This window comes from Streptomyces sp. NPDC127106 (assembly GCF_042677605.1).
Lineage (GTDB): Bacteria > Actinomycetota > Actinomycetes > Streptomycetales > Streptomycetaceae > Streptomyces.
Map to the genome: position 1 here is coordinate 187,709 of NZ_JBHXTC010000004.1, position 21,710 is coordinate 209,418.

18 protein-coding genes and 3 pseudogenes are annotated in these 21,710 nt (G+C 72.7%); 8 read left to right on the top strand and 13 right to left on the bottom strand.

Going from position 1 to position 21,710, the window contains the following annotated elements; translation table 11 throughout:
* Positions 1-754: 754 nt before the first annotated feature.
* The 6 genes and pseudogenes from cas2e to ACFVGY_RS06735 all read right to left on the bottom strand — a co-directional run bounded on the left by cas2e (position 755) and on the right by ACFVGY_RS06735 (position 4,393).
* On the bottom strand, positions 755-1,102 hold the full coding sequence (gene cas2e / locus ACFVGY_RS06710; protein WP_385672047.1) for a type I-E CRISPR-associated endoribonuclease Cas2e: 348 nt from the start codon (positions 1,100-1,102) through the stop codon (positions 755-757).
* Positions 1,099-2,063: pseudogene (locus ACFVGY_RS06715) on the bottom strand (type I-E CRISPR-associated protein Cas6/Cse3/CasE). Before ACFVGY_RS06715 ends, cas2e begins: the two are co-directional and overlap by 4 nt.
* Positions 2,064-2,133: 70 nt before the next feature.
* Positions 2,134-2,863: pseudogene (cas5e, locus tag ACFVGY_RS06720) on the bottom strand (type I-E CRISPR-associated protein Cas5/CasD).
* Between the two features lie 42 nt (positions 2,864-2,905).
* Positions 2,906-3,055: pseudogene (locus tag ACFVGY_RS06725) on the bottom strand (HD domain-containing protein); the annotation flags it as partial.
* A 688-nt stretch (positions 3,056-3,743) separates the two neighbouring features.
* A complete protein-coding gene (locus tag ACFVGY_RS06730; RefSeq protein WP_385672050.1) occupies positions 3,744-3,947 on the bottom strand; it encodes a hypothetical protein in 204 nt (67 codons plus the stop codon).
* A gap of 122 nt (positions 3,948-4,069) precedes the next feature.
* A complete protein-coding gene (locus ACFVGY_RS06735) occupies positions 4,070-4,393 on the bottom strand; it encodes a hypothetical protein (protein ID WP_385672053.1) in 324 nt (107 codons plus the stop codon).
* A gap of 773 nt (positions 4,394-5,166) precedes the next feature.
* On the opposite strand from ACFVGY_RS06735, the gene ACFVGY_RS06740 reads away from it, so the two are divergent.
* Positions 5,167-7,194 (top strand): HelD family protein, encoded by a 2,028-nt coding sequence (locus tag ACFVGY_RS06740; protein ID WP_385672056.1) that lies wholly within the window; start codon positions 5,167-5,169, stop codon positions 7,192-7,194.
* Positions 7,195-7,370: 176 nt separating this feature from the next.
* Entirely contained in the window at positions 7,371-7,499 is a 129-nt protein-coding gene (locus tag ACFVGY_RS06745; RefSeq protein WP_385672059.1) for a hypothetical protein, read from the top strand.
* Between the two features lie 66 nt (positions 7,500-7,565).
* On the opposite strand, the gene ACFVGY_RS06750 is transcribed toward ACFVGY_RS06745, so the two are convergent.
* Positions 7,566-8,801, bottom strand: coding sequence for an FAD-dependent oxidoreductase (locus ACFVGY_RS06750; RefSeq protein ID WP_385672062.1), 1,236 nt, complete (start codon positions 8,799-8,801; stop codon positions 7,566-7,568).
* A 261-nt stretch (positions 8,802-9,062) separates the two neighbouring features.
* Here ACFVGY_RS06750 and ACFVGY_RS06755 point away from each other — a divergent pair, with 261 nt between their 5' ends.
* From ACFVGY_RS06755 to ACFVGY_RS06765, 3 genes are all read left to right on the top strand, one after another.
* Entirely contained in the window at positions 9,063-9,467 is a 405-nt protein-coding gene (locus ACFVGY_RS06755; protein WP_385672065.1) for a peptidase inhibitor family I36 protein, read from the top strand.
* Positions 9,468-9,501: 34 nt separating this feature from the next.
* A complete protein-coding gene (locus ACFVGY_RS06760) occupies positions 9,502-10,227 on the top strand; it encodes a DUF2625 family protein (RefSeq protein WP_385672068.1) in 726 nt (241 codons plus the stop codon).
* 217 nt (positions 10,228-10,444) lie between these two features.
* A complete protein-coding gene (locus ACFVGY_RS06765; protein WP_385672071.1) occupies positions 10,445-11,260 on the top strand; it encodes a transglutaminase domain-containing protein in 816 nt (271 codons plus the stop codon).
* A 96-nt stretch (positions 11,261-11,356) separates the two neighbouring features.
* On the opposite strand, the gene ACFVGY_RS06770 is transcribed toward ACFVGY_RS06765, so the two are convergent.
* From ACFVGY_RS06770 to ACFVGY_RS06780, 3 genes are all read right to left on the bottom strand, one after another.
* The gene (locus ACFVGY_RS06770; RefSeq protein ID WP_385672074.1) at positions 11,357-12,280 is read right to left on the bottom strand and encodes an RNA polymerase sigma-70 factor; all 924 of its coding nucleotides are present in this window, start codon (positions 12,278-12,280) and stop codon (positions 11,357-11,359) included.
* A gap of 75 nt (positions 12,281-12,355) precedes the next feature.
* Positions 12,356-12,829: a carboxymuconolactone decarboxylase family protein gene (locus ACFVGY_RS06775; RefSeq protein WP_385672077.1), complete on the bottom strand. Its 474-nt coding sequence runs from the start codon at positions 12,827-12,829 to the stop codon at positions 12,356-12,358.
* Positions 12,830-12,968: 139 nt separating this feature from the next.
* Entirely contained in the window at positions 12,969-13,487 is a 519-nt protein-coding gene (locus ACFVGY_RS06780) for a GNAT family N-acetyltransferase (protein ID WP_385672080.1), read from the bottom strand.
* A 194-nt stretch (positions 13,488-13,681) separates the two neighbouring features.
* Between ACFVGY_RS06780 and ACFVGY_RS06785 the strand changes: the two genes are divergently transcribed.
* Positions 13,682-14,758, top strand: coding sequence for a hypothetical protein (locus tag ACFVGY_RS06785; RefSeq protein ID WP_385672261.1), 1,077 nt, complete (start codon positions 13,682-13,684; stop codon positions 14,756-14,758).
* A gap of 170 nt (positions 14,759-14,928) precedes the next feature.
* Positions 14,929-15,171: a hypothetical protein gene (locus tag ACFVGY_RS06790; RefSeq protein ID WP_385672086.1), complete on the top strand. Its 243-nt coding sequence runs from the start codon at positions 14,929-14,931 to the stop codon at positions 15,169-15,171.
* A 143-nt stretch (positions 15,172-15,314) separates the two neighbouring features.
* Here the strand turns inward: ACFVGY_RS06790 and ACFVGY_RS06795 are convergent, their stop codons facing one another.
* Positions 15,315-16,877 (bottom strand): DUF6056 family protein, encoded by a 1,563-nt coding sequence (locus ACFVGY_RS06795; protein WP_385672089.1) that lies wholly within the window; start codon positions 16,875-16,877, stop codon positions 15,315-15,317.
* A gap of 290 nt (positions 16,878-17,167) precedes the next feature.
* Between ACFVGY_RS06795 and ACFVGY_RS06800 the strand changes: the two genes are divergently transcribed.
* Positions 17,168-18,706 carry a hypothetical protein gene (locus tag ACFVGY_RS06800; RefSeq protein ID WP_385672092.1) on the top strand — a complete coding sequence of 513 codons (1,539 nt, stop codon included), beginning with the start codon at positions 17,168-17,170 and terminating at the stop codon, positions 18,704-18,706.
* A gap of 51 nt (positions 18,707-18,757) precedes the next feature.
* On the opposite strand, the gene ACFVGY_RS06805 is transcribed toward ACFVGY_RS06800, so the two are convergent.
* Entirely contained in the window at positions 18,758-19,258 is a 501-nt protein-coding gene (locus ACFVGY_RS06805; protein WP_385672095.1) for a hypothetical protein, read from the bottom strand.
* A 100-nt stretch (positions 19,259-19,358) separates the two neighbouring features.
* Complete coding sequence (locus ACFVGY_RS06810) at positions 19,359-21,551, bottom strand: PIG-L family deacetylase (RefSeq protein ID WP_385672098.1); 2,193 nt, start codon at positions 21,549-21,551, stop codon at positions 19,359-19,361.
* Between the last annotated feature and the right edge of the window lie 159 nt (positions 21,552-21,710).

A 21,710-nucleotide genomic window follows, 5' to 3' on the forward strand; every position in this document is an offset into this window, starting at 1 on the left:
GGGGGGCGGGTGGGGTGGTTTTTTTTAATCTCCCCCGGGGGTGATTAGGGTCGGCCATGGGGGGGGGGGGCGGGGGGGGGCGGGCCCCCCCCCCCCCCCCCCCGCCAGTCCAGGGCGGGCCCGTTGCGGGGAAGTTGACCGCAGCGGGCCCCTGCCGTAGCCGCAATTGGACTACTCAGGTCACGGGAAGCAAGTTTTCGTCTTCCAGCGATTCCACGCTACCGCAGCACCCAACGTTGTGTGGAGTACTCCACAACTAATTTCCGCCTAGCTGCACGCGCAAAATTCGGCACGATTCCCGGCTGATGCGGCCCCCAAGCGGGGCCGTCCTCAGTTCCGCCGCTCCCAGAGTTGTCTCCTGCCTCCTCGTATGCGGCACCTGAGGTGCCGACCAAACATCGCCACCGAGACGAGCCGCCTGCCGGAGCGCCGGAGCGCCGGAGGGAACAGCGAAGTGCACGGCACGGATGCACCGCCAAGGCGGGATATACCGCAGGTGCGGGGCAACTCGCCCAGGGCCTCCTCGCGAGGCATCCCCGCGGGTACGGGACCGGCCGCCAGCCAGCACCCCACCAGGAGGCATTGGAATCATCCCCGCGGTGCGTGCAGCAGAGCACCCTTTGACGTTTAAGGGAGGCCGGGCCAGCGCCAACCCCCTCAGGTGCAGGGAGCAGTTCAGCCCATCCGCCCCGGCGCCGCGGTACAGGGGGCCATCCCCGCGGGTGGGTGTGCGGGGAGAGCAGTGGTGTTCGGTCTAACCGCTGCCGAATCGGCGTCGTTTGGATGCCTTGCTCCAGCCTGATGTCGGCCGCGGTTGCCGGGTGGCGCGGTCGCTTGGGCGGTGGATCAAGGTGATGCCCTCGCAGTCGACGGGTTGCCACTTGTGGTCGTGCGCCTCGAAGGCGAAGCCCTGTTCGGTGTCGGTGTTGTACGCCAGGAGGGCCCGTCCGATGCCCGCGTACTGCTTCACCTCCCCCCACAGCGCTGCCCTTATGCGGGCCGAGGGGCCGCCGATGAAGACTCCTGGGGAGATTTCGAGCAGCCAGCGGGTGAGGAAGCCGCGGAGGCCGATCGGGCAGTGGGTCAGGACGATGACCGTCACCAGGTCACCTCGTCGGCGTAGTTGCGGCCGGCAGGGACGGTCACGTCCCGGTCCGACTGGAGGGCGACCCGGTCGTCGGTGTCGTGGCCGACGCCGGGGCCGTCGGGCTGGAGCAGGAGTTTGATGTCGTCGACGCAGCGGTCGAGCAGGCGGGTCCTGTTGATGGCGTCGCGCAGGGCGCGGCGGGTACGGGAGCCGATGTCCTCGTCGCTCTCGGCTGCTACGTCGAACGCAACGGGGATGCCGATCTCCGTCTTGTAGAGGTCGGCGATGTCCATGACGAACGAGAGCTCGTGCCCCGAGTGGACGAATCCGAGGCCGGGAGAGCAGCCGAGCGCGGCGACGACGGCGTGTGCGACGCCGTACATGCACTGGGCCGCTGCCGTGACGGCCTGGTGGGCGCATCGCCGGCCGTGAAGTCGCCGGGGACGTAGTGGCGTCCGCGCCACTGCACACCGAGCGGTACGCGGTTGCGTTCGCCGGTGGTCGGTCCGGTCTTGTCGAAGCGGTGTCGACGCTCGTCGCGAACCACCAGCTGGTGTTCGTCGCCCTGCTGCAAACGGCGGCGCTCTGCGGGGGTTTCGAGGATGCGGAAGCCTGCCTGCTCCTGTCGGGCGAGGAGCCAGGCCGCCTGGTAGCGGGGCGTGCGGTGCGCGGCGCGCATGCGGTCCTCGTCCGGCGTGCGGCGGACGTGGTGGACGGGGTTCGCCGTCAGTCGGAAGTCCCAGGTGCTGCCCTTGGCGAGCCCGTCGAGGAAGGACTTGTAGTCGTACGTCTGCCAGGTGGCGGTGGTGGGCCAGCCGGCTTGTTCCACGAGGTGGGTGAGGTCGGGGCGGTCTTCGCTGACGATGAAGAGCGCGGTCTCCGCCCGCGCGGTGCGGTCGAGGCGCCACAGTATGCGTGAGGTGTTCTCGTCGCTGGGCAGGACGCCTGCGAAGGAGGACATGACTGCGGCGTGCATGCGCTGCGGTGAGGCGAGGAGGTGGCGGGCTCCCTGCGCGCGGTGTTGATTCGGAATCGGGTCAGGTGCATCAGCGGCCGTCCAGCGGGGGCTGCGTGGGCAGCGGGGCGAGGTGGGCTTCGGGGGTGTGTCGGGGCAGGGGAACGGGCACGGGCACGGGTACGGGCGTCGCCGGCCGTCGCGCGGTGTGCTTCGGCTGTCTTCCGGGTCGGAAGTGCGGGTTGTCGACGTCGACGGAGGTCGCGACGACGCTGCGCAGCGCGTACCGACGGTGGGCGGGGTCGAAGCTGAGCGGCTGGTCCCGGAGCGTGCTCGCGACTCGGGTCCGCCTGCGGCCTCGGCCAGGAGGGACAGCGACACCGTGGCCTGACGGTGGCGCTGCTTCTGGTGCCATGCGGCGGCCTGCCACGGCTCGTCGCGCAGCCCAGGTACGGGAGGTAGGCGGGGGCGCGTACGGCCGTGTGCAGGGCCCGGACGAACCCGTCGTCACCCGCGACGGCCGCGACGAACACGGCATCGGCGAGGTAGAAGCGCTCCGAGACGGGCATCGCCTTCCCGGTGTCGGCGTGGTGGGCGGTCTGGAAGTCGCGCAGGCGGGTGCCCGGCTGGTCGATGCGGACGGCGAAGGAGAGCTCGGCCAGGTCGGACGGGTCAGCAACGCGCTGGCGGCCCAGTGCGGCGGCGAGCAGCCCGATGACGCCGCTCTTCGTCGGTGCCGTCTCCGTGGTGCGACGACCAAAGCGGGCGGAGGACCCCCATGCTTGCAGGGGTCCGGCCAAGCGGAGGACGAGGACGCTCATCCACGCTTCCCCAGACGGTCGGTCACGGTTGTGCGGGGTCCACTCGTCCCACAACCGCTCCGCCATGGCGGCCGAGTCGGCCATGTGCCGCCGCAGCGGGAGCCACTTCGCCGAGTCCTTGTCGTGCTTGGCCCAGACGCTACGAGCGGCAGGCGTCAGCGCAGCACCCCAGTGCGTTGAGTCGTGGTGCATCTCGGTCCCCCCGGACCGCAGTTCTCACCGCCCCCGGCGAGAGTCCCCTTCCCGCCGGAGCGCGGGCCCCTTCTCTTCGCCCTCAAGCGGGGAGGGGAAGGGAGCCCGTTCATGATCGGGGCATCGCAAGCGCCCCGAACGTCATTTGGCCGAGATCAGTCGTGTGAGTGAAATCCACAGGATGACGACCAGAACGACGGCGAGCGTGGTAATGAGCACAGCGAAGCGGATCCAGGCTTCCACCGACACCTGCGATCCGGCACCAACCGTGAGTACGGCAACGAGTACGGGCAGCAGCCACGATTGTGACTGCTGCCCGCGGTGTCCTGGGAGTTCGTGGGGCGTAATGTGCGAGTCATTCGCGGATCCTTGCCGTGGGCAAAGGTCGAGCCCGTCACGTGCCTTTCTCGGACTCCACGACGATGGGCTCGACTTGCGCGATGGCGCAGGCTACGACGCCCCAAGGGTTCCTGAGACGCCATCAGGCACCGACGCTACCACATCTGGCGTTTTTGACCGTTTTGCCGGATTCTTTCAAAGTGATGAACCAGCGGCCTCGATCGAGCTAAAGTCACAGCTCACGAAGCCTGCTCCCCGCACCCGCGGGGATGACCCCTGACGGGGTAGCGCCGAGGTAAGCCCAAGGGCCGCCCGTTCTTGGGCTTGGCGAGTGTGGTGGTCGGTCAGCTCACCGCAGGCTGGCAGCCGGGAGGGCGTTGACGCGGCTCTCGCACACGCCATTCGTATCGCGGTCGACCGGCGACTCCTCGACCTCTGCCAGGTCCTCGACGGTACCGCGGCGCTCCCGGCCCAGCGCAAGGCCCGCCGCGCCGCGGCTGACGTCATGGCCGCGGGCGAGGGCGGCGATGTGTTCCAGGTACACGGTGCGCACGTCGTCGGCCTTCGTGGCTGGGACGGCGGGTCGGCGCCCGCCCTTGTTACCCTTTCGCCTCGGCGGCCCGCAGCCCGTCGTAGGTCAGTTCGCGCTGGAGTTCGCCGGCTGCACCATGAATTTCACGGTGGACAGCAGCTCGCCGGTACGCGGGTGGCGGGCGGTGAGGTCCATTGCGGAGAACGCGCCATCGTGAATGCACAGGGCGAGGCGGTCGCGGTGCAAGGCGTCGAGCACGTCGAGGATGTGTCCGGTGCCCGCACCCGGCGGAACATCTCGGAGATGTGCACAGCGTCGCCCGGCCGCGCGTGCGCAAGCAACTCGCCGAACTTCGGCTGCTCCAGCGGATGAAGGCTGCTGGTGGTCCCGGCCTGCTCCTCGGCCTCGATCCTGGCCTCGTCCAGCACCAGGTTCTGGCGGTCGGTCGGCTGCTGGTCGGTCGACACCCGCTTGTAGATAGGTTGGTTATGACGCTCCCCGTGGTGATGGTCGCATTCGATGCTAACTGTCAGCGAACGCTGTCATCAGTCGTCATCGGATCTGCTTGGATCGGCACCGCCGGGCGCCGGAAAGCCCGGTTCGTTGGACGCCCGCCGCGCCTGTCGTCATTCGTTCCTTTGACGACATCAAAGATGCGGAAGCCGAAGGTCGGCGGATCCAGGTCGGGCGAAGCCGGGTCGGATGGCTCGGCCACGGACGGGCCTGCCGCCGGGCGTCGTGGCGGCGAACGGGGTGAGAGTTCACCGATCCGTTCTCCGGGGCGGCCGCGACCTACGGCGGCGTGGTGCTGAGGTCCCGAGATGGGACCGTCGACGCCGGTCGTGTAGTGGTGGACCGAGCGCGGGCTTGACGCATTGTGTGCTCGTCTCCTCGCTCAGGGCGCCAGGCGAGGCGACCAGATGCCCTCCGGCAGTGTGCTCCGTGGCGCGCCGGTCCCCTCGCCGGATCTTCCCCCTTTTCCGGAGCGCGGCAAAGCAGCTCGCCCATAAGGCAGGCGGGCATCGGGAGTGCAATGAGCGATATACGGAACGGCGGAATGCGCGATACGTCGTACGGTCAGCCGCCATGGATTCAGGCGTAGGGACATAGCTTCACCAAGTAAGTCAAGACTTACCTTTAAGGAACTTTGACCGTATGGTGTGGCTCGAATCGAAGGAGCCCCCTGTTGTCGAAAATGAATGATCCCGCTGCGCGTGCGGTTGAGTCTGAGCAGGATTACGTGTCCTCCTTATACGAGTTGCTCGCCGAGCGGCTTTCTGAGGCGCGAGTACACCGAGCGAGTGTGCTGAATGCCCCGGCGGACAGCGCCGGTGAGGCATACGAGAGAGGAATCGCCGCCGAGCGCCTGGCCAAGGAAATCGGCCGGCTGGAGGGCGCCGAGAAGGGGCTGGTCTTCGGGCGCATCGACTGGACGGACGGCACGGCCCTGCGCATAGGGCGGATCGGACTGCATACGGAGGAGGACGACCTGCCTCTGCTCGTGGACTGGCGCGCGAACGCGGCGCGGCCCTTCTACGAGGCGACACCGGTCCACCCGATGGACCTGCGGCGGCGCCGGCACCTGCGCCTCGAGGAGCGCACGGTCATCTCGGTGAGCGACGAGCTGCTGGACGGGACCGCCCCGACCGACGAGGACGTCGTGGGGGACGGCCCGTTGACCGAGGCTCTATCGGCGCGGCGTACGGGCAGGATGCACGCGGCCGTCGCGACGCTGCAGGCCGAGCAGGACGAGATCGTCCGCTCCGCCCACCGCGGGGTGACCGTGGTGCAGGGCGGGCCCGGCACCGGCAAGACGGTGGTCGCCCTGCACCGGGCGGCCTATGTCCTGTACGCGTTCCCGCGCGCCGCGGAGGAGGGTGTCCTGGTGGTGGGCCCGAACGCCCGGTTCCTCGACTACATCTCCCAGGTCCTTCCCTCGCTCGGAGAGAACGACGTCGTTCTGGCGACCTGCCGGGAACTGGCCGGAGTGTCCACGGACTCGGTGGACCCGTTCGATACGGCGCGTCTCAAGGGCAGCTCCGACCTCGCCGACGCCTTGGCCGGCCTGCTGCGCGTCCACCAAGCCCCCACCGGTGACTTCACCGTGCGGGTCGGACAGGAACTGGTTCACCTGTCCGGCGAGGAAGTCGCCACGGCACGCGACGCCGCCGTGGCAGCCGCCCCGGGGCACAACCCCGCGCGCCAGGTGTTCAGGGAGCTCTTGGTCGACGCCGTCACCGATGCGATGCAACGAGACATGGGCGACCTCCTGGAGCAGATCGACGCCGATGCCGAAAAGATGACGGGCATGGACCTCGACCGGTTCACGGGAGCCGCCCAGCGCCGTGCCGAAGGTGCCGCAGACTCGGGTCCGGTCCACGAGCTGGACCTGGACGCCATCCGAGCCGATCTCCTCGACGACGCCGGCGTCGACCGGGCGGTCGAGGTGTTGTGGCCGCGGCTGGTACCCGGTGACCTCGTGAAGGCGCTCCTGACGAACGCCGGCGCCCTCGCCGAGCGCCTGCCCCGCCTGACCGCGCAGGAGCGGTCCCTTCTGCTGCGCGGTCCGGACGACCCGTGGACCGATGCCGATGTGCCGTTGCTGGACGAGGCGGCGAGCCTGGTCGACGGCCCACCCGAGCGGACGTACGGGCACGTCGTCGTCGACGAGGCGCAGGAACTGACCGCCATGCAGTGGCGGTTGATCGTCCGCCGCTGCCCGGCAAGGGCGATGACGCTGGTGGGTGACTTCGCCCAGGCAGGCCCGGTCGCGACAGCACGCGACTGGACGGAAGCACTGGGCCCCCACGTCGGACCGCGGTTCAAGCTGCACAACCTGACCGTCAGCTACCGCACCACGCAGGAGATCCTGGAGAGCGTCCGGGACCTGCTCACGCGGATCGCTCCGGACCAGAAGCCCACACGGTCACTGCGAAGCGGTGAGAGCCCCCGCACCGTGACCACACCTCCGGACGGGTTGGTCACCGCCGTCGTTCAGGAACTCCGCGCCCAGAGCACCGGGCACCCGGGCGAGCTTCTGGGAGTGATCTGCGCGGACAGCAGGGTGAGCGAGCTGACGGCCCAGGGCATCGCTCACCACGCACGCATCGTGCCGGCGTCCGAAGCGCGCGGCCTGGAATTCGACGGGGTCCTCGTCATGAACCCCGAGGAAATCATCACCGCCCGCCCCGGCGGGGAAAGGGACTTGTACGTAGCCCTGACCCGGGCCACCAAGCGCCTCTGCACCATCACCGTCCAGCCCGCCTGACGGATCGGCGCCCGCGTCGTCGCCGCGGGCACCGAGGAGATCGCGCAGGCCCTTGACGGTCGGGTAGGCGGGGTCGCCGTTCGGTCGGGCGGGGACCCCGTAGCCGGTGGCCGCGGCCTGCGGTGCGAGGAGGAAGCACTCGGCGTTCGGCGAACTGGCCGAGGCGATCCGACCGCATGCGGGCGAGGACGACCTACTGGGCCGCGCTGCACGGCTTGGCCACCCTCATGCGCGGAGGACGACTCCCGCGCGACCACCACCGGGAACGCCGCGCCCTGGTCGAACGGTTCACCGCCGCCGCGTGAGGCCCGGCCTCAACACCAGTGACCGGAAGAGGAGCCGGCGGCACGGTCACCCCGAGCCATCGGGCATCACGCCGGGAGGCGGAAGCCGTTGAAGAGGTCGTCCATACCGCGCAGGGCCAGCGGGGCGGGGGTGGCCAGGACGGCGAGGTCGCGGGCCGCCACCGCGACGGGGTTGCGGAGGGCGCCCAGGCGGCCGACCCGGCGGGCCCGGACGCGTACGGCATCGGTCCGGTCGCGCCGGGCGGCGGTGTACGCGGCGAGCGCGGCCGGGATGAGGTCCGCACCGTCCGCGCCCTCCGCGCCCTCCGCGCCCTCCGCGCTGTTCGTGCTGTCCGCGATCTCGCCGGCTGGAAGCAGGTGGGCGAGGACCGCCGCGTCCTCGATGGCCTGACAACCGCCCTGGCCGAGGTTGGGAGCCATGGCGTGGGCAGCATCGCCGAGCCAGACGATGCGGCCGTGGTGCAGGGTCGGGAGCGGGGCGGCCAGGTCGTGGAGGTCGTTCTGGAGGACGCCGGCAGGATCGAGGCGGCGGACGCGGTCCAGCAGTGCCGGAATCGGGTCGTGCCACGTGCCGAAGCGTTCCAGGAGTTCGGCGCGGGGATCGGCCGACCGGGTTCCGGCCGGGACGACGGCGGTGGCGTACAGGTAGAAGCGGCCGTCGGCGAGCGGGGTCACGCCGAACCGCTCGCCCCTCCCCCAGGTCTCGCTCATGTCCGATATCCCGAGATCCGGGGCGTCCACGAGGGTCCGCCAGGCCGTCTCGCCGATGTAGTGGAGTCCCGGGTGGGCGGGGAAGTACGCGCGGCGCAGCGGGCTGCGGATGCCGTCGGCAGCGACGACCAGGTCGGCGGGGAGGTCCGGTCCGGCCGCCGTGCGGACGGTCGGGCGGCCCGCGGCGTCATCGACAGCGGTCACGGCAGTGCCGAAGCGAACGGCCCCCGGCGGCAGCGCGGCCGCCAGAGCGGCCGTGAACGCCGGGCGCGGGACGGCGATCGGCGCCGTGCCGTAGCGGGCGGCCATGTCCGCGGTGGCGACCCGGGTGAGCCACCGGCCGTCGGAGCGGCGCACGCCCATCGTCGCGGGTATGGCGCTGCCGGCAGCGCGGGCGGCGCGTGCGGCGTCCACGCCGATCGCGTCGAGCGCGCGCAGGGCGTTCGGGGCCAGCCCGATGCCGGCACCGGTGGCGGGGAGTTCGGGAGCACGTTCGCACACGGTGACGTGCCAGCCGCGGCGATGCAGTGCATGGGCGGCCGTGAGGCCGCCGATTCCGGCACCGACCACCACTGCGCGTCGCTTCGGCATGCATCACCTCATCGTTCGGATCCGGCACCGCCCGCTACCACTCCAGGAGAAGAGGATAGGGACACGCTGCAAGCGTGCGTGCCCCGGCATGCGCTCGCGCGTGCTTCGGGTGCGCCGCGTCCGTTCGGGTGACCGGCACACCTTCGGCCTGGGGCGCGAACGTCGTTCCTTCCTACGTTGATCTCGCTCCGCAGGGAGCAGCCGCCAACGGGCCTCGCGGCCCGCCCGGCGTGCGCGTCCATATCCGTTCTGGAGGAACCGATGCGTCGACTCGTCCCGTTGTTCTTCGCCACCGTCACCGCAGCCTGTCTGGCCGTCGTGCCCGCGTCGGCCGAACCGGCTTCGTCCCCCGCGGCTGCGGCGGCCCGCGTGCACGCGGTGTCCACGTTCGAGGGATCGAACTGCCCGGCCGACAGCCTGTGCCTGTACCGGGACTACGGCTTCACCGGCGGCGGCATCGCGCTCCGGGCGGGCGACCACCTGCCGTGGCTGGGCGCCTACGGCTTCAACGACCTCATGTCCTCCTGGTCCAACGACAGCGGCACGGTCTGCTACTGGTGGACCGATGCCTACAGCGGCGGTGAAGGCCACGACATGCAGGACGGGTACCGCGTCAACGTGTTGCCGTCGGAGAACGACATGGCCTCCTCCGTCCGCTGCTACTGACACCGCTGCTGAGGGAGGGTGCGACGATCCTCCCATGCGAGAGACAGACGAGTTGGTCCACGTGGAAGATCCGGCGTGGCCGGAGCTTCAGGTGATGCTCGGGGCGAGCTCCGTGCCGGTGCAGGTGCTGCCCGCCGACGTCGACGAGGGACGCCGGTCCCTGCTGCAGATGCAGGTCACCGCGCGCTCCGTGCTGGGTGCCCTGACGCTGAACACCGGCGGGCTGCTCGTGGACGACGGGTGGGTGCGCGTGTACGGCGGGGGTTCGGCCGCGGGCGGCGGGCTCCCGAGCCTGGCGCAGGTCAACGGCTTCCCGGCGGCGTTCGATCCGGACTGGCATCCCGCGGCGGGTCTCGTCGTCGGCCACGACGTCGTCGGTGGCGTCTTCGCCCTGAACGGTGGTGATCCTGCGGCTGCGGGCCGGCCCGGGGCGCCGGGGCAGATGACGTACTTCGCCCCCGACACCCTGGCGTGGGAGGCGTTGGAGGTGGGCCACTCCGTATGGGTCTCCTGGCTGCTCTCGGGCGAGTCGCAGACGTTCTACGACGGCCTGCGCTGGCCCGGCTGGCGTGCGGAAACCACTGCCCTGGCGCTCTCGCAGGGCATCTCCGTGTACCCGTTCCTGTGGTCCGAGGAGGCCCGGGCCGACCTCGCCGCGACGAGCCGGTGCCCCGTGCCGATGCGCGAGCTCATCGGAGTCACCGCGGATTTCGCCCGACAGATGGGACCGTCCGACTCCGGGTTCCTCGGCGAGGTGTGACCCGGGCGTGAGCGGCTGCGCGCGAGGTCAGGCAGGGGCGCGCAGCCCCGCCAGCAGCCCGTCGAGCGGCTGCTCCGCGGCCCGCGGGTCCAGTCCGCCTCGAAGGTCGCCTCGAACACCAAGGGGGGCCGCCTGCCACCACTTCGACAGCTAGGCGGGGCTCTTCCGGGACGCCCTGAGTTGAGCGCGTTCAAAAACTCTGCCACGATACGTCGCCATGACGAGCTCACTTCTGCGGCCACGCGGCCGGACGCGTACGGGTCCCGGCGCCGGCACGGCGGTCCCGGTCGCGGGGAGCACCGCGCCGACGCCGATCCTGAACTGGGAGCACCCTCGGATGGGGGTCCTGCTCGGCGATCTCGCCGACGGCGGCGAAGGCGCTGCCGACGGCGCCTCCGGGCAGATCGCGGGGCTGCGCCGGGCCCACCGGCGGATCTCGCGCAGCATCCGCCCGGTCTACTCGGTCCAGGACGAACGGCCGGTGTCGGAGGTGCTGCGGCGGGGCCGCGGCTCGTGCAGCCAGCGGCTTGCGGTGCTGGAGGCCGTGGCGCGGGCCTCGGGGACGGCGACCCGGGTGCGCGGGCTGGTGGTGGACGGCTCGTTCTGGTACCCGCGCTTCCCGCGGATGCGGCACCTCGTCCCGGATCACGTGCTGCTGGCCTGGCCGGAGTTCCGCCTGGACGACCCGGCCGGGCACTGGCTGACCGTGTCGGAACTCTTCGGCGGACTGGAGCAACTGAGCGGTGCAGGCGGGGGCGGCTTCAGCAACGCCGGCCCGGAGACGCTGTTCGAGGCGCTGTCGCGGACCGCGATCGACTGGGACGGCACGACGACGGCCCTGTGCCCGGCAGCCGACGCCACCATCGGCCCCACCGCAGGCACCGCCGCCTGCGACCTCTCCGCCTACGTCCTCACCGACCTCGGCCACTTCGCCTCCCGTGACGAGCTCTTCGCCCGCCACGGCCAGACCCTGTGCACCATGGCCAGGCTCCTGGCCGAGCCGGTCCTGGGCCGCCACGCGGCCGGCGCCTGAGACGGCCTGCCGGTCACGTCAGTTCGCGGGCCGGCGGGCCCGTTTCAGTTGGCGGGCCGGCGGGCCCGTTTCAGTTGGCGGGCCGGCGGGCCCGTTTCAGTTGGCGGGCCGGCGGGCCCGTTTCAGTTCGCGGCTGAGGGCCCAGGCGTCGGCGACCGGCCCGAGGTGGGCGAGCTTGTCGGGATTGAGGACCAGGCGGACGGCCTGGACCTGCCCGTCGAGCACGTCGAGGACCATGGTCTGCAGGACCTTGCCGTCGCGGTCGCGGAGGATGGCACCGGACTGGCCGTTGATCTCCTGCCGTTCGAGCGTCACGTCGATCCGGATCAGCCAGGGGAAGACCGCGCCGAGCAGCCGGGCCACGTTCTGTGCGCCCGTGACGGTCCTCGCCAGCTGCGGGGCCTTGCCGCCGCCGTCGCCGACCAGTTGTACGTCGGCGGCCAGGAGGTCCTGCAGCCCGCCCACGTCGCCGTTCTGCAGCGCGTCGAAGAAGCGGGTCGCCAGTTCCCGCCGCTCGCGTCGGTCCGCCGCGAACCGCGGCTGTCCGTCCTGCATGTGCCGTCGCGCCCGTACCAGTAGCTGGCGGCACGCGGCCTCCGACCGGCCCACCGCCGCGGCGACCTCGTCGAACCCGAAGGCGAACACGTCCCGCAGCAGGAACACCGCCCGCTCCAGCGGGCTGAGCCGCTCCAGCAGCAGCAGTGCGGCCATCGACACCGAGTCGGCCAGCTCCGCCGACCGGGCCGGGTCCTGGTACGGGTCGCTCAGCAGCGGCTCGGGGAACCACGGGCCGACGTACTCCTCACGCCGTACCCGCGCGGAACGCAGGACGTCGATCGAGATGCGGGTCACCGTGGCCGACAAGAAGGCCTTGCTCGACACGGGCCGGGTCGCCGAGCCGGCGAAGCGCAGCCAGGTCTCCTGCACCGCGTCCTCGGCCTCGCCGACGCTGCCGAGGATCCGGTACGCGATGGAGAACAGCAGTGGCCGCAGCCCCTCGAACTCCTCGACCTCGGTCATCTCGAACGCCCCCTCTTGGTCATCATCCTGGACCGGCGGTTCGCCGGGTCCCGGGCCGGTGTTGCCGGTGTCGGGTCAGTGGAGCTGCCCGGGCACGTAGTCGCCGGCCGGCTGCCGGGTGATGACGTTCATCCGGTTCGCCATGTTCATGAACGAGATGAGGAGGACGAGGGCGGTGAGCTGCTCCTCGTCGTAGTGCCGGGCGGCACGCGCCCACACCTCGTCGCCGACCCCGCCGGCCGCGTCCGCGACCCGGGTCCCCTCCTCCGCCAGCTCCAGCGCGGCGCGTTCGGCGTCGGTGAACACCGTGGCCTCGCGCCAGGCCGCGACCAGGTGCAGGCGGAGCGCGGTCTCGCCGGCCGCGGCGGCTTCCTTGGTGTGCATGTCGATGCAGGCGGCGCAGCCGTTGATCTGGCTCACGCGCAGCGACACCAGTTCCTGCGTCACGGGCGGCAGCGGCGATTCCTTGACCACCTTGCCCGCCGCCATGAGGTGCTTGAGGGCCTTGCCGACGGTCGGGGCGGCGAGGAGGTTCAGTCGCGCGTCCATGGTGTGTTCCTCCGTGCTCGTGGGGCGGTGCCTACACCCTCGAGACGAGACAGCCCGGTCCCCTGTGACACGGGGGGACGTGACCTGTGTCACCCCCACCGCCGCGAGGTACGGAACGGGCCGCGTCCGTCGCAGGGGTTCAGAAGTCCTTGCGCATGAGGGTGCACATCGTGTGGTGGCGGTGGACCGAGCCGTCGGGGGCTTCCTCGTCCCAGGCGTCGGGCTTGCGGCCGTACGCGGCGTAGCCCAGGCGCTCGTACAGGGCGCGGGCGCGCGGGTTGTCCTCCTCCACGGCGAGTTCGGCCCGGTGGAGGCCGCGGCTCCGGATCTTCTGTTCGGCGGCTCGGATCAGCAGTGTTCCCAGGCCGCGGGACTGGAGCGCCGGGAGGACGGCGAGCTGCCACAGGTATCCGGCTCCTTCGCAGACCTGGTAGTCGATGCCGCCGATCGCGACCGGGAGGTCCGCCGGGGTGCACACCGCCAGGTAGTCCGCCTCGCCGGCCGCGGCGCGCGCCAACTCGTGTTCCACGTGGCGGAGGTGGGTGGCCGAGCCGGACCAGGTGCATGCGGGCAGGTCCCGGGGCAGCAGGTCGCGCACGCTGACGGGCAACGCGATGGTCGCGGCGGGGGATTCGGGGGACACGGGTGTGTCGATCATGGTGGAGAGCTTGCCGACCCCGCCGTGGGCACGGCAACGCATTTGCCCGGCGCGGGGCCAGCCGCCGGGAAACCGGCTCCGGCGTCCGCGCGTTGTCCGGGCATGATCGTGGTGTGAACGGGATGGAAGACCGGCGCGGGCCCGCGCGGTACACGTTGACGGAGACCGGGGCGGGAACGGGGACGCGGACGGGGATGGGGACCGGGACGCGAACGGGGAGGGCGACAGGGACGGAGCACGGTGGCATCTGGGGCACGTGCGACGAGGTGGACGGGCTGTTCGGGGAAGCCGACCACGAAACGTACGAGCTGCTCGGCTGGGTGCCGGAGGAACCGGCCGCGGCGGACGGCTGGGTGGGCAGCCGGGTCTGGCTGGTCCCGGAGGACGAGGGGCTCGACCCCTGGCTGCTGAGCGAGGCGGAAGCCCTGGGGCCGCGCTCCGGGACGGACTGCCTCGTGCTCAGCGGTGTGGACGGCCACGAAGGCCCGCCCGGGGAATACCGGGGTGCCGTGCGCGTCCACGACGAGCACCGGTGGCTGGGCTCCTGCCGGGGGTTCGACCCTGTGCCGCCGGACCGGTGGGTGGCGTCGCCGATCGTCCTGCGGGGGCTCGCCCCGAGTGCCCGGCTGCAGCGGACACTTGACGCGGGCACCCGGGAGGCCTTCGAACTGGATCAGCCCGCGCTGCAGATACGGGACGGCCAGGGCGGCGGCCGGCTCACCGACCGGCTGCTCTGGGGCAGGGTCCGCCGCTGGGGCCCGTCCTCCCACGGGGCGGACCTGATCGACCTGGAGCTCGACACGGAACTCGCCCGTCCCGTGCCCGCGTACGTCCGCCCCGTCGTGGAGCGTTGGCTCGCAGGACCGCCGGACACCCCGGGCGCCTGGGCCGACCTCGACACCCGGCAGCGCGGGGCGTGGCTCGATCTCGTACGGGAACGGGCCCGCCCGGATGCCGGCAACGACCGTCCGGCCGGACACACCTACGTACTCGACGGCCGCCACGTCACCGACGTCCCGGGCCTCTACCTGGCGCTCGGCGAGGCGGTGAACGGCCCCGGCGGCTACTTCGGCGGATGCCTGGCGGCCGTCGACGACTGCCTGGGCGGCGCCTTCGGCCACACCGCACCCGCAACCCTCGTCTGGAAGGACGCCGCGACGGCACGCGCACACCTGTCCCGGGCCCTGACGCCCGACGGAGAGCCCTACGACCTGTTCGCCGAGGTCCTGGACGTCCTGGCCGGCAAGCGGATGCGCGTCTGCCCGGCCTGATGCGCCGCATCGCCCGGATGCCGCAGTGACCGACAACCCTCCGGCCCGTCGCCGGCCCTGCCCTGCCCGGTGGGCACGGTGTCCGGCGGGCAGCGGCCCGGGGAGGACGGTGCTCGCGGCGCGGCGCGCTGCTTCGGGCAGACGCGGGGACCGCGTGGAACGATTCCTGTATGACTGAGAGCTCGAGCCCGTACATCTCCTCGCCGCGGGTCACCGTCCTGTCGGTACAGCCCGGCGATCCGCCGTTCCGGATCGTGGAGGTCGACGGGGAGGTGGTCGGTACGGCAACGTCCATGACGGACGTGATCTTGATTGCCTCGGAGGCAGGCGTCAGCATCCACGATCTCGATGACCTGGACACGGTCCGGTGGGTGGGCGGCGGGAAGTTCACCTGGCAGGAGCCGCACTGGTGACCGTTCGGCCGTGACCACCCGGGCTGGCCCCGGGCGGAGGCGAGCAGTTCCTCGATGCCAGGGGGACTCGCCCCGGAGGCGGAAACCATCGGTCGGGGGCCGCCTGCTGCCGGGGGGCGGCGGGCGGCTGCCGCCGGACGTGTTCAGGGGCGGTGGATGCGTTCGAGGCCGTACCACTGCGACGCGCAGGCGGCGACCCAGTCCCGCGCGTAGTTCCCCGTGAAGAAGGGTTCGGCGAGGTTCCCGATCGGCAGGGGCGTGTAGCCCGCGTCCGTGGCGCCGCGCGCGGCCTCGGCGCGGATGCGGGCGTTCTGGGCGTCCCAGGCCGCGGCGCGGGTGACCGTGGCGGTCGTGAGCTGCTGGGCGCTCGGGACGAGCGCGACCGCCGACGCCAGCGCCAGGCAGCCCGCCGCCACCGTGCCGGCTCCGACGGCGGTGCGGGTGCCGCCGCGGGCTGTCGGCCGGCGGGCGGCGGCCCGGGCTCCGAGCAGGGCGCCGTAGCCGCACAGGGCCAGTTCCATCGGGACGAGGTAGCTCGTCCAGGTGCGGGCGTACGTCCACCCGGTCGGGCCGTAACCGCTGCGCAGGCCTGCCACCACGGCGAACGACCCCAGCAGCACCACGGGCACGGGCAGCAGCAGCACCGTGACCGGCAGCTTCCGCACCCCGGCCGCGGTGCTCCGGCCCCGCCGCCGGGCCTGGGCCTGGGCCTGGTACCCGAATCTGCTCCCCAGGCCCAGGAGCACGCCGACGGCGGCGGCTCCGAGGTAGGCCCACTGACCGGTGACCTCGTCCCACATGTGCAGCCAGTCGCCGAAGGTGGCCCTGAGCTCGGCCGCGGAGAGCATCGACTCCCGCTCCGGCTGCTGGGCGCGGCGCCACCGGGCCCCGGGGGATGCGTAGAGCACGGCGAGACCGCAGACGAGGCCGGCGCACCACAGCAGGCACCACAGGAAGGGGCGGCGCCGGATGCGCGCCGGCCCGGGGCGCAGCAGTGCCAGCAGGCCGACGGCGGCGGCGAGCAGGCCGCTGACGAGGGCGAACGGCTCGCTCAGGGTGCCCACCGCGAAGGCGATGAGGAACGCCGCGACGAAGCCCGCCGCCCGGACGGCGGCGCTGTGGTGGCGGACGGTGTGGACGGCCAGCAGGAGCGCCCACACCCCGATGACGCTCGGGAGGGTGTGGGAGATCGTGGCGGGGGCCCACAGCAGGACCTGGTAGCTGCGGGTGCCGGCGTAGTACAGCAGTGCCTGGATGACCAGGGCGCAGGCGGTCAGGGGCAGCACCCGGGGTCTGCCGCCGAGGCTGCGGACGAACTCGCGCCCGAGCAGGACCAGGCCCACCGTGAAGGCGACGGTGATGACGGTCGGGAGGATCTTGATTCCGGTCAGCCCGCCGGTGTAGACGAGGCCGCTGAGGAAGGCGTTGGTGATCCTGCCGTTCTGGGTCGTGTAGAAGTCGGCGGTGATGCCGAGGACTCCCAGATCACGGGCCTTCCAGGCGGCGCACCAGTCATCGGACGTGGGCCGTACGTAGAGCCCGAGGAAACACCCGACGGCGATCAGGGCCCCGGCCGCGGCGACGACGGTGGCGCAGACCCCCGGCAGGAGGAGCCTGCGCAGCCGCGCGCGGTGGACGGCGGCCGTCCGGCCCGTTGCGGAGGGGTTCCCGCGTACGCCCTCGCCCGCCATCGAAGCAGTGTCCATTCGCCACCCCTTGTGCAGCGAGGCCCGACCCGCCGCCCCGGTCGTCGGCCCCCATCGTGTGCACGGTGGGCGGGCACCGGCATCCCGGGCGGGTCGGGACGGGTTACGGGAGGACGGGTCACGGGAGGACGGGTCACGGAAGGGTTACGGGGTCGCGCGGCCCGGCGGAGCCGCTGCTCACCCGGGCGGCGGGTATGGCGTAGCGGGCTGCGTACGGCTCTTCCACGATGGGCGATGGGGGGCAGGGTGCACGCGTACGGAGGCCCGACGGCCCCACGGGAGGAGTGGCGATGCCCGGTGCCCGGCTCGTCCGATCGACGGTCTTCCGATCGACGGTCTTCCGGTGGGCGGTGTTCCGGTGGGCGGTGTTCGCGGTGTGTCTGGCGGGCGTCGCCCTTCCCGTGTGCGCCGCGGGCCGGCACGTCGGGCGGCCGCCCGACCGGACACCGGAGCGGCCCGGATTCCTCGTGGGGCCCGCCGGGCACCAGGGCGTGGCTGCCCACGGTGTCACCGTGGGCAGCTACGCGCCCCTGTCGGTGCTCGCCGCTCCCGCCGTCGGACTCCTCGCCAACACGACCGCCGTCGTGGGCGTCCCGCCGGGCACCGCCAAGGGCGCGCGGTACGTCGGGCAGAGCAACGTGCTGCAGCTGCCGTCGGGCTGGTGGGCGTACCTCCCGTCCGCGAGAACGGCATCGGCGGTGGTCCCCCGCGACCACCCGGCAGCCCGGCGCCAGATCGCGCAGAGCCGCGCCTGGCTGGCCGCCGGCCGGATCCCCGGCAGGACGCCCGCGCAGCGCGCGGCGGCCGAGCGGGCCCTGCTGTCGATGCGGGCCCTGCTCCGGCCGAACGGTGCCGTGGCGGCGGGCTGGACCGTCGGCTGGAAGTACTCCTGGCCGCGTGACTCCAGCTTCGCGTCCGCCGCGTTCGCGCACACCGGCCACGACGCCGAGGCCTTCCGGATCCTCCGGTACAGCGCCGCGACCCAGCGCGAGGACGGCACCTGGGAGGCACGGACGAAGCTCGACGGATCCGGCCCGCCGGACGGCAGGCGGTGGCAGCTGGACGCCAACGGCTGGGTCCCCTGGGCCACCTGGCAGTGGTACCGGGCGGCGCCTCGGGACACCCGCCGCGCCCGGCTGGCGACCCTCTACCCGATGATCCGCAAGGCGGCCGACCACGCGGCGGCGTCCCTGCGCACGGACGGGCTGCCCCCGCCCTCCCCCGACTACTGGGAGCTGATGACGACCACGGCGAACATCGGCACGGCCGCGCCCCTCCTCGCCGGACTCAACGCCTCCGCGGACCTCGCCCGGGAGGCGGGCCGGCCGGGCGACGCGGCGCGCTGGGCCGCTGCCGCGCGACGGCTCTCCGCCGGGATCGCCGCGCGGTTCGCCCCCCTGGGGTACCAGCGCACCGTCGACGGGCGGCACGGGCGCGACAGCGCGGTGGCGTTCATGGCTCCCCCCTTCAACGCGGCCCCGGCCGACCTGCCGCGGGCGCTCGACTCCACGTACCGGGCGCTGCTCCTGCCGAACGGGGGTCTCATCCCCGGGAACGACCCCACCGCGCCGTGGGGCGGCAACGCCTGGACGCCGAGTACGGCCTTCTTCGCGCTCGCCTGGGCCGCTACGGGGAAGCCGGCCGAGGCCGAACGGGTGCTGGACTGGGTCCTGTCCAAGCGGAACGCTCTCGGCGAGCTGCCGGAGAAGGTGGACCGGGAGGGGCGGCCCGCGTCGATCGCCCCGCTCGCGTGGACGGGCGCGATCACCGTGCTCTGCCTGCTGGCCCTGGAGGGCAGGACGATTCCCACCCCGCCCTTGCAGCCGTAGCGCGATGCGCCCCGGGGGCCGAGGGCCGGGGGTCGGGCTGGAGGCCGGGCTTCAGACGGGATCGGTCCCGTCGCCCGGCGGCGGAGCGGTGCGGATGCGCTCCAGCGCAGCCAGGAGGCGCCGGTAGGCGAGCCTCTCGGCGGCCACCGCCCGCCTGAACGGTGCGTACCGCGGATCACGCCGGTCCCGGGCGGCCGCGGCGGCGGCGACACGGAGTTCCCTCGCCCGGTCCAGTTCGGTCACGGCGTCGACGTACCCGGCGTCGAGGAGCCGGTGCCCCAGCGCCTGGCCGAAGGCGCGGTCGGCCAGCGCGCCGAGCCGGTCGAGGTCGTCGACGCAGCTCTCGGGGGCCGTCTCGGCACAGCCCTCTTCGAGGGCGCGGGACAGGGAGCCCAGGGTTGCCTTGAGGTCCGGGTAGCCCCAGGGCGGCGGCGTGTCGTTCCTGCACCCGGTGGCGAAGGCGGCGAGTACGGCGACGGAGGCGACGGCGCGGACCGTTCCGCCCGGAGCCGTGCGGCCGCACGCGGCGGAGCGGGGGGAGCAAGGGGTCATGGGAGCCCCAATCGCCGGCGTGGTCGGGCCGCCATCCTCGCCCGCGCCGATCAGCGCTGCCACCGGAGTGCGCCGGGGCGCGCGGCCCCGGGTCAGCGCCCTACGGCAGGGGGCCCGCGCCGGAGCCCGCACCCGGACGTCCGGCCAGGGCGGCCATCCAGGGCTGGACCGCCCGGTGCCACGGGGCGGGAGCGCCACTGCCGGGCGGCGCGACCTCGGCCGCGGGGGCCGCCATGACGTGCAGGCCGCCGTCCAGGCCGAGCGCCGCCGCGACGGCGCTGCCGTCCGGCTCGCCCACGGCCGCCGGTGCGCCCGTGTACAGCATCTGGGACTCGTACCAGGACGGCGGGCCGTCCGTGCCCGACACGCTGACGGTGCCCGCGCCGGCGCGCCCCGCGAGCAGGCGTCCGGCGACGCTGACGGCGCCGTAGCCGCCGTCGCCGCCCGCCTCGGTGACCGGGGAGAACTCCGCCTCGGCGGGGCTGTCCGCACCCGCACCCGTGCGCGCGTCCGTGCCTGCGCCGGCGTCCGTGCCGACGGCGGCCAGACCCGTGCCGACGGCGCCCGTGCCGGGGCGGCGGAAGTACAGGCGGACGCCGCCGTCCTCCTGCGGGCTCGCCGAGAGCGGGCCCGTGGTCGCCGGCAGCCCGGTCGGGAGGGGGCCGTCGTAGGGGGCGTCCGGGGTCGGCTGGACCCAGGCCAGGACGGTCGCCGCCGTCGCGGCGTAGACGTGCCGCCGCCCGGATCCGTCGGTCGCGGTCACCGGGTCACCGACCAGGCCGGTGCCGCCCATGTCCTGCCACGCGCCGAAGGCGGCGTCCGGAGCCGGCTGGGTACGGGCGCGCAGGGTGCGCCGGGAGTCCCGTACGTACACCGTCATGCGACCGCCGGCGTCGACGGAGACGGCCGGTGTACTGATCGCGGAGGTGGTGGACGTGTTCGGGACGTCCGGAGTGCCCAGCGACTGCCACGGGCCGAAAGCGACGCCGTCGGGCGCGGTCTGGACGGCGTACACGACCTCCCGGCCGTACTCCTCGTGCATCGCGCCCAGGGTGGTGCGGGTGCCGAACACCGCGATCCGGCCGTCGGGCAGCCGGACCGCCGTCGCACCGGTGTCGATGCCGGTGCCGGGGAGGAAGCGGGGGCCCTGCCAGGGGGCCTGGGTGCCGCTGCGCGACCAGTACGCCATCTGCCCGTCCAGGACGGCGAAGGCCCACAGCCGGCCGGCGCGGCCCTCGGTCATCCAGGAGGTGCCGTCGCCGCGGGCGTAGCGGAGGGTCTGGCTCCAGCCGGCGCCGGCGGGGCGGGTCGCGGTCTTGCGGTCGCCGCAGCCCGCGGGGCTGCCGCACCAGTCCTCGTGGTCCATCCAGGCGTAGGTCTTGAGGTAGCCGAGCTTCTCCTCGGCCGTCTGCGGGTCGAGCGTCGGGGGCAGGGAGGTGTTGGCGTAGCTCATGTAGTTCTGGACCGAGAAGTGCGGCCGGTCCGCGGACTTCGCGTAGCGCTCGGCGGCGGCCTGCACGAAGCGGGCGCCGTACATGTGGTCCTGGTGGTCGTGGAAGGCGCCGTCGCCGGCCGCCTTGCCGGGCGTCGGGTCCTGCGTCCGTATCGCGGTCGGCCTGTACATGGCGAAGACGCCCGCGATGGCGTCTATCGCCTGGTCCTTCGTGTACGAGAACGAGAGCTCGACCGGTGTCCCGGAGGTCAGCTGGGCGTCCAGGGCGGGGACCCGGTCGTCCCACAGGCCGCGCAGGCTGTCCGGGTTGTCGCCGGAGATGCTGCGGGCCTCGCGCAGCTGCATCCAGACCAGGTTGACCTCGGGCCGGGCGGTGAGGACGTCCACCTCGGCGCTCCCGCCGCCGGCGGTGGGCACCGACCTGCGCTCCCAGGGGCTGGTGCGGTCGCCGGTGGCCATCTGGGCGTAGGCGGCCCGTATGCCGTTCTGGCGGGCCTCGGCGTAGGCGGCGCGGTCGGCGGGGCCCTCGGGGTCGTTCAGGTGCGGGCTGTGGGCCTCGTTCCTGCCGTCGGACTCGCCGGAGGTGAGGTACACGGTGGTGACCTTGACGCCCGCGGATATGGAGCGGCTCAGGTCGGGGTTCATGAAGAACAGGTCGTCGTCGGGGTGGGCGACGACGTGGAGGACTGTGCCTTCGGTCACACTCGGGCGGACGGCCGCCTGAGGGGCCGTCGGCGACTGCTCGACCCCGTACCCGTAGGCCCAGGTCGTCACGCCGGCGGCGCCGACGGAGAGCACGGCGAGCAGGCCCGCGAGGCGGGTGCGGCTGACGAGGGACATGGAGAACGCCTTGGGGATCGGTCCGGTGCGGAATGCCGCCGGGGGGCGGTGTCGGCGCCCCGATGGATCCATCACTGCCGGAGACGACCGGGCCCGATTATGCATCGCGGGTTTTCGACTGACACACCATCAAGGGGTATATGCCGAAAACTAAATTGA

Bases quoted from the DNA above. Each gene is read 5' to 3' on its own strand.
- ACFVGY_RS06745 (WP_385672059.1), top strand. From the start codon at position 7,371: ATGCGGGCGAGGACGACCTACTGGGCCGCGCTGCACGGCTTGGCCACC.
- ACFVGY_RS06750 (WP_385672062.1), bottom strand. From the start codon at position 8,801: ATGCCGAAGCGACGCGCAGTGGTGGTCGGTGCCGGAATCGGCGGCCTC.
- ACFVGY_RS06755 (WP_385672065.1), top strand. From the start codon at position 9,063: ATGCGTCGACTCGTCCCGTTGTTCTTCGCCACCGTCACCGCAGCCTGT.
- ACFVGY_RS06760 (WP_385672068.1), top strand. From the start codon at position 9,502: ATGCGAGAGACAGACGAGTTGGTCCACGTGGAAGATCCGGCGTGGCCG.
- ACFVGY_RS06765 (WP_385672071.1), top strand. From the start codon at position 10,445: ATGACGAGCTCACTTCTGCGGCCACGCGGCCGGACGCGTACGGGTCCC.
- ACFVGY_RS06770 (WP_385672074.1), bottom strand. From the start codon at position 12,280: ATGACCGAGGTCGAGGAGTTCGAGGGGCTGCGGCCACTGCTGTTCTCC.
- ACFVGY_RS06775 (WP_385672077.1), bottom strand. From the start codon at position 12,829: ATGGACGCGCGACTGAACCTCCTCGCCGCCCCGACCGTCGGCAAGGCC.
- ACFVGY_RS06780 (WP_385672080.1), bottom strand. From the start codon at position 13,487: ATGATCGACACACCCGTGTCCCCCGAATCCCCCGCCGCGACCATCGCG.
- ACFVGY_RS06785 (WP_385672261.1), top strand. From the start codon at position 13,682: ATGGGGACCGGGACGCGAACGGGGAGGGCGACAGGGACGGAGCACGGT.
- ACFVGY_RS06790 (WP_385672086.1), top strand. From the start codon at position 14,929: ATGACTGAGAGCTCGAGCCCGTACATCTCCTCGCCGCGGGTCACCGTC.
- ACFVGY_RS06795 (WP_385672089.1), bottom strand. From the start codon at position 16,877: ATGGACACTGCTTCGATGGCGGGCGAGGGCGTACGCGGGAACCCCTCC.
- ACFVGY_RS06800 (WP_385672092.1), top strand. From the start codon at position 17,168: ATGCCCGGTGCCCGGCTCGTCCGATCGACGGTCTTCCGATCGACGGTC.
- ACFVGY_RS06805 (WP_385672095.1), bottom strand. From the start codon at position 19,258: ATGACCCCTTGCTCCCCCCGCTCCGCCGCGTGCGGCCGCACGGCTCCG.
- ACFVGY_RS06810 (WP_385672098.1), bottom strand. From the start codon at position 21,551: ATGTCCCTCGTCAGCCGCACCCGCCTCGCGGGCCTGCTCGCCGTGCTC.